Below are 19,250 nucleotides of genomic sequence, written 5' to 3' on the forward strand. Positions count from 1 at the left end.
GCTACCTACCTTAACTTCTCAGCTTTAGTTTCTTTATCGTTTTGCTTATAATTTTCTTGTAAAGATTTATCATCTTGCTTGATAATTTTTGAGTCAGCTTCAAGTGCTTGCTGAATTTTTTCTTCCATCTGCATGCCATAATCAAGCGAAGTGTCATATATAAACTTAAGATTTGGAACAATTCGTAGACTTAATGACTTAGCTATAGATGATCTAAAGAAACCTTTTGATTTTTCAAATGCTTTGTCAATATATTCAGCATCCTCAACAGCTAAGCAAGTATAATATATTTTTGCATAAGATAGATCCTTAGAAAGATCTACTTCTGTAATAGTTGCACTAGCTAGCTTAGCATCTTTTATTCTAGTACGTAATAATAAAGATATAACTTTCTGAAGCTCACTTGCTACTCTTTGTACTCTACCCTCTGCAGCCATAATTACAACTCCTTAGCAACCTCAATAACCTCAAATACCTCTATTTGGTCACCCTCACGGACATCATTATAGTTTTTGACACCAATACCGCACTCTAAGCCTTTTTTAACTTCACTAGCATCATCTTTGAATCTCTTAAGCGACTCTAGTGTACCTTCGTAAATAACAACATTATTACGTAAGACACGAATAGGATTGGTACGTTTAACTACCCCCTCAATAACCATACATCCAGCAATTGAACCGAATTTAGATGAACGATAAACCTCTCTAACCTCAGCAATACCAATAATCTGCTCTTTCATTTCAGGAGAAAGTAAACCAGACATCGCTTTTTTAACATCATCTATTAAATCATAAATAATATTATAATAACGAAACTCTACGCCATCAGTTTCTGCAAGTTTTTTCGCAGCACTATCAGCACGGACGTTAAAACCTATAACAACCGCTGTTGATGCTACAGCTAAAGTCACATCTGAAGATGTAATCGCTCCTATACCACTTGCAATTATATCAACCTTAACTTCATCTGTTGAAAGCTTAAGCAGCGACTCTCTAATTGCCTCGACAGAACCTTGCACATCGCCCTTAAGGATAATTTTAAGTACTTGCTGTTCACCTTCTTTACCCATGTTATTGAACATGTTTGATAGCTTAAGTGATTGTTCTTGGGCAATTTTAGCTTCTTTCTGTTTCTGAGAACGCTGTGCCGCAAGCTCTTTTGCTTTCTTCTCATTTTCAATCACAACCATCTCATCACCAGCTGCTGGCACACCCGATAAACCAAGTATTTCAACAGGTGTAGCTGGACCAGCTGCTTTTATCTTTTTCCCAAGATCATTATGCATAGCCCTTACCCTACCGTACTCCGTACCACACAAGATATTATCACCCTGTTTAAGGTTACCATTTTGTACAAGTACAGTTGCGACTGGACCACGACCCTTTTCTAGACGTGATTCAATTACGACACCCTCAGCCAAGCCCTCAGCAAATGCCTCTAGTTCTAAAACTTCTGATTGTAAAAGTACCGCCTCTAATAGATCAGCAACACCTTCACCAGTCTTAGCAGAAACATTTACAAACATCACATCACCACCCCATGATTCTGGGATTACGTTTCTTTGTGCAAGTTCACTAATCACTTTATCAGGATCAGCCTCTGGCTTATCAATTTTATTTACTGCAACAACAATTGGTACTCTTGCTGCTTTAGCATGCTGAATTGCTTCTTCAGTTTGAGGCATAACACCATCATCAGCAGCAACAACTAAAATTACAATATCTGTACTCTTAGCTCCACGCGCACGCATAGAAGTAAAAGCTTCATGTCCTGGAGTATCCAAGAATGTAATAGAGCCTTTATCAGTCTTAACAGAATATGCGCCAATATGCTGTGTTATACCACCAGCCTCACCAGCAACCACCCGTGTTTGACGGATATAGTCTAGCAATGATGTTTTACCATGATCAACGTGTCCCATTATAGTTACAACTGGAGCACGAGAAATCTTCTTATATAAGCTTCTATCAACTGTTGTTACCGCCTCTTCAAGAGCATTCTCATTATGTAGCGTATATTTATGTCCCATCTCTTCAACAATCAAAATTGCAGTATCTTGATCTAGAGATTGGTTAATTGTCGCCATTACACCCATATTAAATAGTACTTTAACAATTTCAGCACCTTTGACAGCCATTTTTTGTGCTAATTCGCTTACAGTAATACCTTCATGAATTTCAACAGTTCTAACCGTATTTTCAACTGGCTTTGTAAATTCTTGCTTCTTAACTTTTGGCGCTTTTAGTTTACCCTTTTTAGCACCAAACTCATCAAATGACTCTAAATCACCAGCAAGTTGTGAAAGCTGCCTTGGATTAGCTTTTTTAAAGCCTTTACCTCCAGCTTTTTTTGCTTTAGATTTTTTCTCCTCTTCTTCACGCTTATACTTTGTATTAGTATTTGTTGTTTCAGAGAATACTTTCTTCGCAGTTTTTTTCTTAGCTTGTCTATCATTACCAGCTAGCTCTTCATCATCCTCAGCAATAATTTCCTCAACCTTAACTTCTGGCATTGCTGTTATCTTGAAACCGCTATCTTTTATTACTGGCTTCTTTATTTCATCTTGGTGCTGCTGTTGTACCTGCTCAACCTTTTGGTTTTCAACTGTTTGCTCAATATTATCTTGCGCTTTCACAGTATCTATTTGTTGAGAATCTTGAACTAAATTTTCAAGCTCTAGTGGCTGCTCTGGTATAACAGATTCTTGCTCTTCTACTCTCTTAGCAATTCGCCTTTTTCTTTTAACTGAAACATTAATCTTATGTTTACCATCAAGCTTCACTGAAGTTACTTTTTTCCTAGTTGCAGTATTTTTCGCACTATTAATCTTCTCTAGCAAAGTTTTCATCTCCGCAGGAGTTAATGTATCTTTCTCACTAGATTTTTCAATACCAAAAGATTTAAGCTGTTTTAGTAGTGCATCTACTTCTTTATTTGTTTGCTGTGCTAACTGCCCAACTGTAATCTCTGCCATTTCCCTCTCCTTTGTACTATTTCTGATATGTACTTTTCTTATTCAAACCAAGGAGCTCTTGCTTGCATAATTAAATTAGTCGCTTGCTCTTCATCCATATCTACAATATCAAGCAACTCATCTATAGACAGCTCTGCTAGATCTTCCATAGTAACTATATCATTTTGCGCTAGCTGCTCAGACAAATCCAAACTCATACCTTGCATATCCAGCAAATCTTGAGCTGGTTTTTTACCTCCCAAAGCTTGAGATAAAATAACAGCCTTTGCCCTCTCTTGAAGCTCATCAACAATCTCTTCATCAAATCCTTCAATTTCTAAAAGCTCTGCTCTGTCTAAATATGCTAAATCTTCAAGAGTCTCTATACCCTCTTCAATCAATACAAGTGCAAAATCGTGATCTATGTCCAAAGCTTCAACAAATTTTTCTACTATAGACATTTGTTTTTCTTCTTGTTCAGCATCTGATAGAACATTAATTTTCCAGCCGATTAGTGTACTTGCTAATCTTACATTCACACCGTTTTTGCCGATTGCTTTAGATAAGCTTTCTTGCTTAACAACAATATCCATAGAATTAGTTTCTTCATCAACATTTACTTCTAAGATATCTGCTGCATCAACTGGTGATAATGAATTAATAGCATACTGAACCATATCTTCATTCCAAAGTATAACATCAACCTTCTCACCATTTAACTCACTCATTATAGAATGTATTCTAGAACCTCTTACACCAACACATGCGCCACAAGGATCTATTCTTTGATCATTGCTTTTAACAGTCACTTTAGACCTAAAACCAGGTTCACGAACTACATTCACTATATTAATAAGCTCTTCTTCAACCTCTGGCACCTCAAGCTTAAATAAAGCTTTAAGCATAGTATTGCTTGAACGACTTAACATAACCGTATTCGGCTTACCAGAGTCATCACATTCAACACTCTCAACACAAGCCCTTATTTTATCACCGACACGATATCTTTCTCTAGCTATAAGGTCTTTTTTAGGTAGAATCCCCTCAGCATTATTACCCAAATCAACAATCAAGATTTCATAAGTAGCACGCTTTATCTCACCGTAAACAATATCGCCTATTTTATTTTGATAGAATCTAGCTGTCTTTTCTCTTTCAAAATTTTTGATTTTCTTCATTAAAATTTGCTTAGCCATTGTTGCAGCTATACGTCCGTACTCTTTGACCTCTACAGGTTCGCGTATAACATCACCAGCTTTTACATTATAACCTTTTTCTTGAGCAACATCCTCATAAAGCTCTTTTGAATAATCAATTAAATCTTCATTTTCAGAAACAATATGCCAGACTCTATCAGCTTTGAAGTCACCAGTAACTCTATCGATTTTAACCTCGATATTCATATGCTCATCAAGTTCTTTCTTAGTTATAATAGCTAAAGCTTCTTCCATAGCCTCAAATAAAAGATCTTTTGAAATATCTTTTTCATTTGCTACAGTTTCTAATACTAACAATAATTCTTTGCTCATACCTTAAATTCCTCTATCTAACTAAAATCAGGTGATACTCTTAGTTTCTTAAGCTCGTCAAAATCAAAACTTATTTCTTTACCATCTTCGAGCTTTAGAATAACATTATTTCCTTCGACTCTCTCCAGAACTCCCTTAAACTTTGTTTGTGACTCAACTGGTGATAAAGTAACTGCCTTTACATTAAATCCTACCAAAGCTTGCGCCTGAATTATATTAAAAATTTGGCGATTCATGCCCGGTGAAGAAACTTCAAGTATATATTTACCCGAAATTGGATCCTCAACATCAAAGATTGCGCTTACTTCTTTACTGACTATTTGGCAATCATCGACTGAAACACCATTTTCATGATCAATAAAAATGCGTATAGTAAGTTTACCACTTCCTACAACCTCAATTCCCCATAAAATATAGCCTAGATCAGCTGTGATGGGCTCTACTATCTCATATAAATCATCTAGCAACATTTTTACCCCTTAGATTTTGCATATCCTGCAGATAGCAAAAAGGCCCTTAAAGGGCCTTTATAAAAAAATTCCTGTTGGTAGCGGGGGCAGGATTTGAACCTACGACCTTCGGGTTATGAGCCCGACGAGCTACCAAGCTGCTCCACCCCGCGTCTATGAAAGTATATGATAACAACATTTTTATTTATGTCAAGACTTTTATTCGATACTCATTTTTAAAAATTAGGCACTAAACTCCCTAATTGCATCAACCATAACCTTAACATTATCAGGATCTATATCAGGATAAATGCCATGACCTAAGTTGACAATATAGTTATTTAGCTTATCAGACTGGATAAACTCAATATTGGCTTTAACAGTCTTCCTAATACTTTCTTTAGTTCCATATAAAAATGCTGGATCAAAATTCCCTTGTAAAACTTTACCAACCCCTATCCTATGTCGCGCCTGTTTTAATGTAACACTCCAATCAACTCCAGCTCCATCACAAGATTTATCTTTTAATTCTTCAAAAAAGTTTGAACCTCCCTTAGTGAAGAAAACAATTGGTACATTAATTTTTTGCTTAACATTTTTAGCAATATACTCCATATATTTAAGAGAGAAATCTTTATAATGCTGTAAAGGTAGTATTCCTCCCCAGGTATCAAATATCATTAAAGAACTTGCTCCGGCTTTAACCTGCTCAAGTAAATAAATAACTGTTATATCTGCAAGGCGTTGCAACAGACTATGCATTAATTGTGGATTTGCATACATCATTTTACGTAATTTATTGAACTGCTTAGAACCTGAACCTTCAATCATATATGCAGCTAAAGTCCAAGGACTTCCAGTAAAACCGATTAAAGGGACTCTTATTGCTGAGCTAGTTGTTTTGACAGCATTATAGACATACTCCAAAGAATCTATACTATCCTCAACAGACTTTAGTTTATCTAGATCTTTCTGTGATTGTATTGGCGCAGAAAATACCGGTCCTGTACCTTTGATAAATTTAAGATCCATGCCCATAGCTTCTGGAATTGTCAGAATATCTGAAAAAACAATTGCTGCATCAAGATCATATCTTTGAAGTGGATGAAGCGCAACTTCACAACAAGCATCAGCATTGCGACACATATCCATAAAATTATCAAATTTTGCTCTAACTGCTCGATACTCTGGTAGGTATCTACCCGCTTGACGCATTATCCACACTGGCGGTTTCTCTAATTTCTTTTCACCAAATGAATCCAAAAATAATTTTCTCATATAAAACCTTTTCTAAATTGATAAATAATAATTAATCGTTAAATCTACTTTATCTCACTTGATAAACTTATCCATTTTTCTATAACTAATAGCTTCTTGAATAGCTACTTTATCAATATTTTTAGTACTATTAAGATCTGCTATGGTTCTAGCAACTTTGAGTATTTTATAATACCCTCTTGCTGATAGTCCAAGCTTTTCTATAGCTAGCGTAAGCATTTTTTTTGTTTCATCATTAAGATTACAAACCTTATCAAGCTCTTTACTAGATAGCATTGCATTAATCTTACCCTGTCGAGAGACTTGTCTATCTCGAGCTCTTTTAACTCGTTCTCTAACTATGCTGCTTTTCTCGCCTCTTAGCTGCTGATTTGTTAGATCCTCTTTTGCAAGCTCAAGAACTTCAACATGAAGATCTATCCTATCTAGAAGTGGCCCAGATAACTTACTTTGATATCTTCTAATCGCTTGGATTGAGTCAGTACACTCTTTAAATTGTGAGCCTAAATATCCACATGGACATGGATTCATTGCTGCTATTAACTGAAAGTTAGCTGGATATTCAACTTGACACCTAGCTCTAGAAATATTGACACTTCCTGTCTCTAAAGGCTCACGCAATACTTCTAAAACCTTACGATCAAATTCTGGTAACTCATCAAGAAAAAGCACACCATTATGTGCTAAAGAAATCTCACCAGGCATTGGATTACTACCACCACCAACCAAGGACACCCCTGATGAGGTATGATGTGGATGACGAAATGGCCTTTTATAAAAGCTTTCAGCTATTCCCGATTCTCCTTTGATTGATGCAATCATTGCTGATGAGAGCGCTTCTTTCTTATCTAACGTTGGTAAAATTGAATTTAGTCTACTTGCCAACATTGTCTTGCCGGTACCAGGAGGACCTACTAAAAGGATATTGTGACCACCAGCCGCAGCAATCTCTAATGCTCTTTTGGCTTGATATTGTCCTTTGACATCTTCTAAATCTTGGTATAGCTTACTAAAGTCAACCTCTATATTTGGCTTTATTGGCTCTTTTTCAGTTCCTGATAAAAACTCTATAACGCTATTTAAGCTATCAAAGCTATAGGCTTGAACTGACTCAACTAAACCAATCTCTTTATCATTTTGTATTGGCACAATAAGTTTTTTATTTTCCTCGACACACTTAATAGCCATTGGTATAGCACTAGATATTTTCCTCAACTCACCACTCAAAGATAACTCACCAGCAAACTCATACTCATCGATATCTTTGATAATATTTACTTGTCCAGAAGCATATAAGATACCTAATGCTATCGGCAAATCAAATCTACCGCTACTTTTGGGTAAATCAGCTGGTGCAAGGTTGATTGTTATACGCTTATTAGGAAAGCTAAAGCCTGAATTAATGATCGCACTTCTTACACGATCTTTACTCTCTTTAACAGCTGCCTCTGGCAGACCAACTATAGATAGTCCTGGCAAACCATTTGAAAGATGAACTTCAATAGAAACTAAAGGAGCCTCTATACCAAGTTGGGCTCGACTCTTTAAAACAGCTAAAGACATATTACTTTTTCTCTGCTAAAAGCTTGTCTAACTTTGCTTCTATTGATTCAAGTTTTTGGCGAGTTTTTAGTAGAATTCTCTTCTGCACTTCAAACTCCTCTCTGCTTACTACATCAAGTTTTTTCAAACTTTTATTAACAATACTTTCTCTTGAATTCTTAATTACATCATTAAGAGGTCCTAAAATTTCTTTCATTAGCTAATAAAATTTAGTTCATTCTGGATAAAAGTATAAAAGTAATAGTAATAATAGGCAACAAAGTATTAGTTATTATTTATATAACATTAGTAACCTGAGTAAGAACACCCAAAAGAAGCATAGGCATTATCCCTAAAAATAAAAGTACCAAACCGTTAACACTTAATGCTATTAAAGATGTCAATGGCGGCTTAACTGTTTCATCATTATCAGGATCATCAAAGTACATCGTTTTAATCACACGCACATAGTAGAATGATGCTATTACTGCCATAAATAGTACGAAACACGCCAATAAGTAATTACCATCGTTAATTAATCCCATCACCACAAATAACTTAGCAATAAAACCACCAAATGGAGGTATACCAGCCATTGAGAATAGTACAATCAGCAAGATAAATGCTAACCATGAATCTTTTGTATTAAAGCCTTTTAGGTCATTAAGATCTTGAACCTCATAACCTCCAACAGAAATAGTTGTAAGCACACCAAATACCGCTAAAGTTGTAAATACATATACTATCACATAGAAACTCGCAGCAGTTAGTGCATACCCTTGTGGGTTTAATGTTGTTGCTAATAATACAAAACCTATTTGTGAAACTGTTGAATAGCCTAAAAGTCGCTTAACATTAGTCTGTGACAATGCTACCAAGCTTCCGAAGAATATTGATAATATACCTATAATTCTAAATAGATATATCCAAGAATCTTTTAATGATGGAAAGCCGACGAATAAAATATTCACAAGCATTGCGAAAGCGGCAACTTTTGGGATAGTTGCAACAATATTTGCAACAGCATTTGGAGCTCCTTGATAAACATCTGGCAACCACATATGAAAAGGGAAAGCACCAAGTTTAAACAAAAATGTAGCTATCATCATTACTAAACATACAAGTAAAAACTGCTGCTGCAAGCCTGCAAAGTCACCCTGTGCTAATGCATTAGCTATTTCTGTAATATCAAGTTTGCCTGTCATACCATAGACAAATGACATTCCAAATAATAGTAGCGCCGAAGCAATAGCTCCTAAAACAAAATATTTGATTGCAGCCTCAAGACCTTTACCTGAATCTCTATAGATTGCGATCAATGCATACATTGGTAATGATAATAACTCTAGACCAACATATATTGTAACTAAACTATGTGCTGCTGTTAAAACCATTGCGCCAAGCACACATAGCATTAACAATGTATAAAAATCACCATCTGATATTTTTCTATCTTTGACATAATCTCTCGAATATAGCGCAACAAAGACTGCTAAGACAAGTATTACTAGTTGTAATGTATATGCAAAGCCACTAAATACAACCTGACCCTCAAACACTGAGCCAGTAGTCTGTATCAGATACTCTTTAGCAAAAGTTGCTATCAAAGCAAGTAGTGTAAATACTTGGAAAAAAATATAGTTAATGTTTCTAATCTTACCATGTAGAAAAAGTCCAGAAAACATTACAACTATGACGCCTAGTGCTAGTAGTATTTCTGGCAAAATATAAAGGATTGATAAACTCATAATCAAAACACCACCTTATAGAGATAAACCAACAATATGTGCCGATGCTGCTGCTGATAGCTGCAAAATTGGCTCTGGATAGAAACCAAATAATAAAGTCGGTACCGCTAATAATATAAATACAAATAGCTCCATTCTATTTAAATCAGTCAGACTTGCTACATGTGTAGATACAACCTCACCGAAGAAAACTCGCTTATACATCCAAAGAGTATAAATTGGGGCAATCACAAGAGTTAATCCTGCAATTAATGCTATTAATGGAGAGTATTGAAATACTGCCAATAAGATCATAAACTCACCAACAAATCCACTTGTACCAGGTAAACCAACATTCGCCATACAGAAAAGCAAAAAGAATGTTGCAAATATTGGCATAGTTTTAGCTACTCCAGAGAAATCTGATATTTCTCTAGTATGCATTCTTAAATACAAATAACCAATACCAATAAACATACCACCAGACGAAAATGCATGAGCAATCATCTGAAACACAGCGCCTTGTAAAGCTAATTGCGCATGAGTTGTTCCTAATACTGGATCAGCATTTTTTAATATAAATATTGAGAATAATCCAAGAGTAACTAGTCCCATATGTGAAATTGATGAATATGCAATTAGTCTTTTAACATCAGTTTGTGCAACCGCAACAACTCCAACATAAACGATAGCTATCAAAGACATTATAATCAATACATACTCAAGTGAAGCAGTTACCTCTGGTAGCATCGGAATGGCAAATCTTAAGAAACCATATGCTCCTAATTTGAGCATAAGAGCCGCAAGGATAACAGAACCCCCAGCAGGTGCCTCTGAGTGAGCATCTGGTAACCATGAGTGAAATGGCCACATTGGAATCTTGACAGCAAATGCTAAGAAAAATGCTCCAAACACTAACCATTGCGCTGTCAGAGTAAACTTAACTGAATCTATAAAGCCTTGTGACTGAGTTGCCCAAGCAATAAAGTTCTGAATAGAGTATGTATCTTGGTTTACTAAGAAGTGCGCTGGTGATGCAGCAACTCGTGTTTGAATATATAGAATAGCTGCTAATAAAAACACCGAACCAAAAAATGTGTACATAAAATATTTAACAGCAGCGTATGCTTTATGCTTACCGCCCCAAATACCAATACCAAGACAAGTTGGAATTAGTAATGCCTCCCAAAAAACATAATAAAGTATAGAATCAGTTGCACAGAAAACACCATTAGTTAAACCACATGTAATCAAAAATATTGCCATGTATTGTCTAACTTTAGTTTTGATAGATGTCCAAGCTGCTAAAACTATTACTAGTGTAGCAAAGGACGTCAAAACTATAAATAAAACAGAGAATCCATCCACTCCTAAACTATAATAAATATCATGCATGCCAAAAACCTTGAACCATTTTACTGATTCTTGGAACTGCATCGCTGAGCTACTATAGTCAAAAGCTGTAACCAAAGGTACGCAGAGAGCTAGAGTTAAACAACTAAAAACTAACGCTACCCAACGAGCCGCATCACCATGTAATTCTTTGGTTCTTGTCGCCAAAACAACAAAACCTCCAACTATTGGGAGCCAGATTATTAAACTTAATAAATAATTACCTAGATTCATAATATAAATTTATCCTCTAACTTGCCTAAACAGAAATTAGCAAAATCATAAACAATAATACACCAACCATCATTACAAAGGCATAGTCAAACAAATATCCTCTTTGAATCTTCCTAAAACTATCACCCGTATGATATATCAGGTTAGATGTACCATTTACAACTGTCTTATCGATAATAAAGATATCAACAACTCTCCACAAGAAATTACTAACTGCCAAGAAAATATTAACAAATATCACATCATACAAAGCATCAATAAAATACTTCTTAACTAAAATATGATAGATTATTCCAAATCCTGATTTTGTATTTGCAAGTAGTCTCGGAATTACAGGTAACCACACATATAATAGATACGCTAATACTAAAGCACTAAAAGCTAACCAAAATGGTAACGTTGTTACAGAATGCTTGATAAATGCCATTGAACTTACTGCGGCAGGCTCACTAGCTAAATGAGCAGTTACTGATTGCCAGCCCAGACCAGCCTGTATAAATGGACTTATAGTGTTACCGAATAAGCCGTGATCTTGAGATAAAATACTACTAAAGAAATACTCGCCAACAAACACTGAAGGTATAGCCAATAATATCAAAGGTATCAATATACTAAATGGTGATTCTTTAAGATGTGATCTTTCTTCATCTGACATTCTTTCTTTACCATGGAATACCAAGAAAAACATTCTAAAGATATAAAACGATGTAACAAACGCACATGCTAATACCATATAGTAAGCAAACTTATGTCCGTATACTGTAGTAGCTTGAGCTGCTTCAATAATTAAATCTTTTGAGAAAAAACCTGAGAATGGCGGTAAAGCCGCAAGCGCCCAAGCACCTATTAGCATACACAAATATGTAACAGGCATATACTTCCTAAGACCACCCATTCTACGAATATCTTGCTCATGGTGCATAGCGACAATAACAGAACCTGCCGCCAAGAATAATAATGCTTTAAACATAGCATGTGTCATAAGGTGGAACATTCCTATTGAGAATGCGCCAGCACCCTGAGCTACCATCATATAACCTAACTGCGATAGCGTACAATATGCTATAACTCTTTTAATATCAGTTTGGACAATTGCAATCAATCCCATAAACAAGCATGTTATAGCACCAACAATTAATACAAAACTTAGAGCTGCTGGAGAAAGTACAAACATTGGAGATAGTCTTGCAACCATAAACACACCGGCTGTAACCATTGTTGCTGCATGGATTAGTGCTGAAATCGGTGTAGGACCCTCCATTGAGCCCTCTAACCATGAATGTAAAGGAAACTGAGCTGACTTACCCATTGCTCCGATAAATAATAGTGAACACATTAGCGTAACTGGACTAAAGCTCATACCTAAGAAGTGTATAACTTGAGTATTATCAATATCTGGTAAAGCAGCAAAAACAGTTGTATAGTCAACCGATTTTGTATATAGAATAACTGCACCAATACCTAACAAAAACCCTAAATCACCAATTCTATTTACAATGAAAGCTCTTAAGCTCGCAACATTTGCCTTATCTCTATTGAAATAAAAACCAATTAGTAAGTATGAGAATAAACCTACCCCTTCCCAACCAAAGAATAATAGTAAGAAATTATTTCCCATTACTAGGCAAAGCATCGCAAATGTAAAACCTGAAATATACGCAAAGAACCTCGCATAGCCTTCTTCACCTTTCATATACCCAATAGAGTAAATATGTACTAGTGTTGATACAAATGTTACTATCAACATCATGTACACAGTGATCTTATTTACAGTAAAGCCAACATCAAAGGCAAACATATTTGAGATAGGAGCCCACTGATAAAAGCTAACAGAATAAACTTCAGCACCGCTAAAGACACCATAAGCTAAAATTACACTAAGGACAAAAGACAGGCCACATAGAGAAATTGTGAAAAAGTTAACACCAGCATTTTTTATAGATTTACCACCAAATCCGGCAATCAATGCACCTAATAGAGGCGCTAGAACTATAACTGCGATTAGTACAGCTGCTACTTGAGTGTTTATTATCATAGTTTACTCTTAACCTCTTAGTGTATTAAGTTTACTTAAATCAATAGTTTTGCGTTTTCTAAATATTGCCACAACAATTGCTAAACCAATTGCTGTCTCAGCAGCAGCTACTGCCATTATAAAGAATACAAAAACTCCACCCATTGCCTGATGATGCATATTAGCAAATATCAAAAAATTAGTGTTGACTGCCAAAAGCATTAATTCTATCGACATCAATAATATAAGAATATTTCTTCTGTTTATAATTATACCAGCAACACTTATCACAAACAGAAGTGTACTAAAAATCAGCCCGTGTGTGACTGAAACTGAAATACTATTCATCTTTAGTGCCCTCATTATTACTTGGCATTTTCACCATAGTTAGACGATCTTTTGCTCTAACTTTAACTTGCTGAGCTGGATTAACAGTTTTGTTTCCTTTACGCTTAGCTCTTAATGTTAGTGTTATTGCTGCAGTCATTGCTGCCAATAAGATAAAGTCAACCAACTCAAATACATACAAGTTAGCATTATTAAACATAGTTAGACCAATAATCTTAAGACCACCAACTCCACCTTGCATCATAGCTCCGGCAAAAACATTGGTTGCAGCATAACTTATAACTGTAGCAAATATAGCACAAACAACGACAGCAGCTAGAGCATAGAAAAATCTACCAACACGGCCCTGTTCTTCAACATGCAGATCTAACATAAAGACCACAAATAAAAACATGACTAACACTGCACCGACATAAACCACAATAAGTAATAATGCTAGATATACTTGTTGTAAGATTATCCATACTGCCGCTGTAAATATGAATGTAAAAATCATTGCTATTACAGAATTTACTGGATTATTTGCCAAAACCAGTACTAAAGCAGAAATGATAGCAAGTGATGCAAATGTATAAAATAAAATATTTGTTACAACCATTTTTCTACCTAAAGTCCTTATCTTGCAATCTATCAGCAGCTATTTGTGCTTCATATTTATCACCTATAGCAAGAAGTTTAGCTTTTGTCATAATATTCTCACCACGTTCTTCAAAGTGGTATTCTAAAATATTTGTCTCAACAATAGAATCAACTGGACATGACTCTTCACAATAACCACAGAAAATACACTTAAATAAATCTATCTCGTAGCTTGAAGTTCTTCTGGTGCCATCCTCTCTTTCTGTTGAGTTGATTGTAATTGCTAATGCTGGACAAACAACCTCACATAATTTACATGCAATACATCTCTCCTCGCCATTCTCATAGCGTCTTAAGGCATGTAGACCTCTAAATCTATTAGAAATAGGAGTTTTTTCATCTGGATACTGTACTGTAACTTTACGTGTAAAAAAATGCTTACCTGTTACTTTTAATCCTTTTAGGAGCTCCCAAAGCAGAAAAGTCTTTAAAAAATTTGTTATATTTCTCATGATACTATCCTTTTTACCACCAAGGTCCTACACCAAGTCTAACCATGCAAGCAACAATAACAACCCATACAAACGTTAGTGGTATAAATATCTTCCAACCTAAGCGCATAATTTGATCATACCTATAACGAGGGTATGTAGCTCTGACCCATAAGAACATAAACATGAATATACCAGTCTTAGCAAACAACCATACCACACCTGGTACAAAACCAAATATAGATTCTAATGCAGTAGCTTGGAACGGCGAATTCCAACCACCTAAAAACATAATTGATGTTAGGATACTAATTAAAATCATATTTGCATATTCAGCTAAGAAAAATAGCGCAAACCTAGACCCAGTATATTCTATATGATGTCCAGCTACAATCTCAGACTCGCCCTCAACAACATCAAAAGGAGCCCTATTTGTCTCTGCTATGCCAGCAATAAAATACACAACAAACAAAGGGAATAGGGGAATAAAATACCAGTGCCAAATACCACCGCTTTGAGCTTCAATAATTCCTGTTATGCCCATAGAGCCTGCTGCTATAACAACTCCAACGATAGCAAAACCCATCGCCAACTCATAGGAAATAACCTGAGCTCCAGCTCTTAACGCACCAAATAGTGAGTATTTACTATTCGACGCCCAACCAGCAATTACTACCCCATATATAGAAAATGAAGTCATTGCTAATATGTACAGCAACCCTAAATTCATGTCAGAGAGAACAACTCCTTTGGAGAAAGGAATAACCGCCCAAGCGGCATATGCTGGCGCAAAAGCTAAAATTGGTGCGATGAAGAACAAATATCTATTTGAATTTGTTGGCACGATAATTTCTTTAAGAAAAAGTTTAAGTGCATCAAAAATAGGCTGTAACAAGCCAAAAGAACCCACTCTATTTGGTCCAATTCTATCTTGCATGTAGCCAATAACTTTACGTTCTGCATATGTATAGTATGCAACAACTAGTATTAAAGGAATGACTATCAATAATACATAAAGTGATGTCCATAAAATATACCCTAGCATATTATCTCTCCTCCTCTACCAGCTTAATACTAATATTATCACCACTCAAAAAGTCCTTAAACAGTGCTCTTGGTAGCATAATATTCTTAGCCTGCAAGCTTGGATCAACAATTACTTCAGGATTTATCTCATTGTCGATATTATAAATTTTGATAACCCCTGACTGACTTTTTAAGCCCACCTCATCTGCCAATTCTTGCGATATTCTCACACCAGCGAAACGTTTTGCATCGCCAGTTTTTTGCAAAGGCTCTGCTCTTCTAAGCAAACTAGTTGTGTTGTACATTGAATTTGAGGCTACAAACGCTACTTCTTTTTGATAATCAAGATTAGCATTGAGAATCTGTGTGACATGATTAACGCCAACTCTAGCTCGTGTAGCATAAGCATCATTAGTAACCTCTGAAATAGAATTATAATCAAAACCTTCTAGCTCTAACAGATTACCTAGAACTCTTAGGACTCTCCATAACTCCCTATTACCAGCATATGGTTTAACTACTTGTTTAAACTCTTTTTTATTACCAAATAAATCAACAAAGCTTCCACTAGTTTCATAGTGAGTTGCTATTGGTAAAATAATATCTGCGGTATCTTTGGTAAACTTATCAGCAAATGCTGTAAAGCTGACAACAATATCAATATTATCTAACGCATTTCTGAGCTTTTGCTCACCATACAAGCTATCTTTAACCAACTCAGTATGTGCTGTAAAAAGTAGCTTAGTATTTGTTTGACCATTTAAACACTTATATGTGCTAAATTTAGCCTTCGAAGAACTAAATATTCTATCAGCAGCAACAGAGTTAACATTAGTCGCTAAGATACCACCTCTTACACTAGTAACTTTTTCTAATACATCTAAAATACTAAAAACCGTTTCAAAACCACTTGTATTGACAATATCTTGACCAATAATTATCTTTGGAGCTTTTGCTGCAACTATTCTATCAGCAACATCTCTAACCTCTGCAGCTGGATCAACCTTTCTTAGGATTTCATCAAGGTCGCCATAAGGTAAATTTGCTCTAACAAAAATAGCCTTAAGTAAAGAAAGTGCAATATATTGAATGTTATCAGCAGCTAACCTTACCTGCTTAATATCATAATTGAAGCTATAATCACAAACGTTCCAAGCAACAGCCTTTGCAGCATTCTTTTCAACAGCGTCTTTGATAGCAATATTTACTAGTGGATATTCTTTTCTTATATTAGAACCAAAAACAAGGATAAAATCACTTTTACGAATATCCTCTAATGAACAACTCAGACCTTTACCTGCACTAATTCCTGGAATATCAGCATATTGTCTAATACGCGCATCTATATTAACTGAACCCACAGCAGCTAATAGCTTTTTGATCAGGTACATTTCTTCTGAAGTTGCAGTCTCTGAAACGATAGCAGAGATTGCATCAGCACCATCTTTTTCTTTAGTTTTTTGTATAGCTACTTTAACAAAATCTAATGCCTCTTCCCAAGATACTTCAACCCAACCACCAGATTTTTTAATCATTGGCTGTTGAATCCTGTCTTGACTATACAAACCAGTATATTCAAATCTATCTCTATCAGCTATCCAAGTACCAGTAATATCACTCTCTCTTGGCACCACTCTGACAAGTTTATTTTGATAAACATGTGCATTAATCTCAGTCGCTAAAGCATCGCCAGCTGAAAGCGTTGGGAACTGTTTTAACTCCCATGATCTAGCTTTAAATCTAAATGGTTTTGATGTCAAAGCTCCAACAGGACAAAGATCTATAATATTAGCAGAGACTTCAGAGTCAACCATTTCACCAGAAATATAAGTACTAATAGCAGAGTGATCTCCTCTACCCATAACCCCAAGCTCTTTAACACCAGCAACTTCTTCACCAAAACGTACACAACGTGTACATAAAATACACCTTGTCATATCAGTAGCCACCAAAGGACCTAACTCAGGATCCTCTACTGTTCTCTTAGACTCAAGATACTCTGAAGTTGTATTACCATATCCCATTGCAATATCTTGCAGCTCACACTCACCGCCTTGATCACATATAGGACAATCTAGAGGATGGTTTATAAGCAAAAACTCCATAACGTCTTTTTGCATTTGCAATGCTTTCTCCGAACGAGTCTTAACTTTCATTCCATCCATAACTGGTGTGGCACATGCTGGTGAAGCACGTCTTGCCCCCTCAACATCCACTAAACACATTCTACAGTTTGCAGCTACAGATAATTTTTTATGGTAGCAAAATCTCGGAATGTATATACCGTTTGCATCTGCCACTTCAATTATCGATTGATTTGGTAAGGCTTGATAACTCTTTCCATCAATCTCTATATTTATTTTTTTGGATTCTTTATTGTCTGACACAGAACTACTCCAATCAACTATTGATCCACTATACTTCTACCATTATTCTCGATCATATAAATAAATTCATCCCTAAATTTATCTATATAACTCTGGACTGGCCATGCAGCTGCATCACCTAAACCACAAATAGTATTACCCTCTATATTTGTTGCTACTCTGACTAAAGTATCTATATCTTCTGGTCTTCCTTCACCAGCAACAATCCTATGTAAAGTTCGTGCCAACCAACCAGTACCCTCTCTACAAGGTGTACACTGACCACAAGATTCTTCATAATAAAAGTCCGCAAGTCTTGCTAATGTTCTAACGATACAAGTAGTTTCATCCAGCACCACAACCGCACCTGAACCAAGCATTGAACCTGCCGCTGCTATTGACTCATAATCCATAGTAACAGCCATCATTTCATCGGCTGTCAAGATCTTAGATGAGCTTCCACCAGGGATTACGGCTTTAAGCTTATTACCATTGCGAATGCCTCCACACATGTCTAGAAGTTCTTTAAATGGCATGCCCAAACCTATTTCAACAACTCGTTGTTGCTGCACATGTCCAGAGACACAGAATAACTTAGTACCACCACTTTTCTCAGTACCTAGTTTCTTAAACCACTCCCCGCCATACTGCAATATTGCCGGCACTGATGCATATGTTTCTGTATTATTTATGTTTGTTGGCTTATCATAAAGACCCTTAAATGCCGGAAACGGTGGCTTAAATCTTGGACGCCCTTTTTTGCCCTCAAGTGAATTAAGCAATGCTGTCTCCTCACCACAGATATAAGCGCCAGCTCCAATAGCTGAATATAAATCAAAAGAGATTCCAGATGATTTGATATTTGTCCCCAATAAACCTGCTTGATATGCCTCGATAAGTGCATCTTCAAACCTAGCTATTGGCTCATAAAACTCGCCTCTAGTATAATTATAACCTGCAGTAGCCCCAACAACATATCCAGCAATAGCCATACCTTCAATTAATTGATGAGGATTATTCCTGAGAATTTCTCTATCCTTACATGTACCAGGCTCACCTTCATCAGAGTTACATACAACATATTTCTGCCCCGGAGCATTGCGTGGCATAAAGCTCCATTTTAACCCCGTAGGGAAACCAGCACCACCACGACCTCTAAGTCCAGATATTTTGAGCTCTTCAATAATTTGCTCAGGTGGAATCTTTTCTGTCAATATTTTATTCCAGTATGAATAACCGCCTACAGATAAATAAGACTCCAAACTATATGGCTTATCTAAATGCAGGGTACGAAAACAAACTTCATTTGCCATTTATAA

General features: G+C 36.0%; 16 protein-coding genes and 1 tRNA gene. All 17 read right to left on the minus strand.

All coding sequences use genetic code 11. The features are described from left to right. Positions 1-5: 5 nt before the first annotated feature. Positions 6-437 (minus strand): 30S ribosome-binding factor RbfA, encoded by a 432-nt coding sequence (gene rbfA, locus FSC454_RS08710; protein ID WP_014549004.1) that lies wholly within the window; start codon positions 435-437, stop codon positions 6-8. Positions 438-439: 2 nt separating this feature from the next. After that, the gene (gene infB / locus FSC454_RS08715) at positions 440-2,977 is read right to left on the minus strand and encodes a translation initiation factor IF-2 (protein ID WP_066046098.1); all 2,538 of its coding nucleotides are present in this window, start codon (positions 2,975-2,977) and stop codon (positions 440-442) included. 38 nt (positions 2,978-3,015) lie between these two features. After that, a complete protein-coding gene (nusA, locus tag FSC454_RS08720; protein ID WP_066046095.1) occupies positions 3,016-4,485 on the minus strand; it encodes a transcription termination factor NusA in 1,470 nt (489 codons plus the stop codon). Positions 4,486-4,502: 17 nt separating this feature from the next. Further along, a complete protein-coding gene (rimP, locus tag FSC454_RS08725; protein WP_014549007.1) occupies positions 4,503-4,955 on the minus strand; it encodes a ribosome maturation factor RimP in 453 nt (150 codons plus the stop codon). Between the two features lie 75 nt (positions 4,956-5,030). Further along, positions 5,031-5,107 (minus strand) — tRNA-Met (locus tag FSC454_RS08730). A gap of 70 nt (positions 5,108-5,177) precedes the next feature. Then, positions 5,178-6,212, minus strand: a complete 1,035-nt coding sequence (hemE, locus tag FSC454_RS08735) for a uroporphyrinogen decarboxylase (RefSeq protein WP_014549008.1) — start codon at positions 6,210-6,212, stop codon at positions 5,178-5,180. 54 nt (positions 6,213-6,266) lie between these two features. Next, the gene (locus tag FSC454_RS08740; RefSeq protein WP_066046091.1) at positions 6,267-7,775 is read right to left on the minus strand and encodes a YifB family Mg chelatase-like AAA ATPase; all 1,509 of its coding nucleotides are present in this window, start codon (positions 7,773-7,775) and stop codon (positions 6,267-6,269) included. Between the two features lies 1 nt (position 7,776). Continuing rightward, positions 7,777-7,971: an accessory factor UbiK family protein gene (locus FSC454_RS08745; RefSeq protein WP_066046088.1), complete on the minus strand. Its 195-nt coding sequence runs from the start codon at positions 7,969-7,971 to the stop codon at positions 7,777-7,779. 79 nt (positions 7,972-8,050) lie between these two features. Further along, a complete protein-coding gene (locus FSC454_RS08750) occupies positions 8,051-9,502 on the minus strand; it encodes an NADH-quinone oxidoreductase subunit N (protein ID WP_066046085.1) in 1,452 nt (483 codons plus the stop codon). A 15-nt stretch (positions 9,503-9,517) separates the two neighbouring features. Beyond that, positions 9,518-11,107: a complex I subunit 4 family protein gene (locus FSC454_RS08755; protein WP_066046080.1), complete on the minus strand. Its 1,590-nt coding sequence runs from the start codon at positions 11,105-11,107 to the stop codon at positions 9,518-9,520. Between the two features lie 25 nt (positions 11,108-11,132). Beyond that, positions 11,133-13,142 carry an NADH-quinone oxidoreductase subunit L gene (nuoL, locus tag FSC454_RS08760; protein WP_066046077.1) on the minus strand — a complete coding sequence of 670 codons (2,010 nt, stop codon included), beginning with the start codon at positions 13,140-13,142 and terminating at the stop codon, positions 11,133-11,135. A gap of 9 nt (positions 13,143-13,151) precedes the next feature. Then, complete coding sequence (gene nuoK, locus FSC454_RS08765; RefSeq protein ID WP_080555395.1) at positions 13,152-13,484, minus strand: NADH-quinone oxidoreductase subunit NuoK; 333 nt, start codon at positions 13,482-13,484, stop codon at positions 13,152-13,154. Beyond that, positions 13,462-14,067, minus strand: a complete 606-nt coding sequence (locus tag FSC454_RS08770; protein ID WP_014549015.1) for an NADH-quinone oxidoreductase subunit J — start codon at positions 14,065-14,067, stop codon at positions 13,462-13,464. The genes nuoK and FSC454_RS08770 overlap by 23 nt, the downstream gene beginning before the upstream one ends. Positions 14,068-14,071: 4 nt before the next feature. Beyond that, positions 14,072-14,560, minus strand: coding sequence for an NADH-quinone oxidoreductase subunit NuoI (gene nuoI, locus FSC454_RS08775; RefSeq protein ID WP_003035182.1), 489 nt, complete (start codon positions 14,558-14,560; stop codon positions 14,072-14,074). A 13-nt stretch (positions 14,561-14,573) separates the two neighbouring features. Continuing rightward, positions 14,574-15,584, minus strand: coding sequence for an NADH-quinone oxidoreductase subunit NuoH (gene nuoH, locus FSC454_RS08780; protein ID WP_014549016.1), 1,011 nt, complete (start codon positions 15,582-15,584; stop codon positions 14,574-14,576). A gap of 1 nt (position 15,585) precedes the next feature. After that, a complete protein-coding gene (gene nuoG, locus FSC454_RS08785; RefSeq protein ID WP_066046074.1) occupies positions 15,586-17,952 on the minus strand; it encodes an NADH-quinone oxidoreductase subunit NuoG in 2,367 nt (788 codons plus the stop codon). Between the two features lie 17 nt (positions 17,953-17,969). Then, complete coding sequence (gene nuoF, locus FSC454_RS08790) at positions 17,970-19,244, minus strand: NADH-quinone oxidoreductase subunit NuoF (RefSeq protein ID WP_014549018.1); 1,275 nt, start codon at positions 19,242-19,244, stop codon at positions 17,970-17,972. Between the last annotated feature and the right edge of the window lie 6 nt (positions 19,245-19,250).

It is taken from the genome of Francisella hispaniensis FSC454, from assembly GCF_001885235.1.
Classification (GTDB): Bacteria; Pseudomonadota; Gammaproteobacteria; order Francisellales; family Francisellaceae; genus Francisella; species Francisella hispaniensis.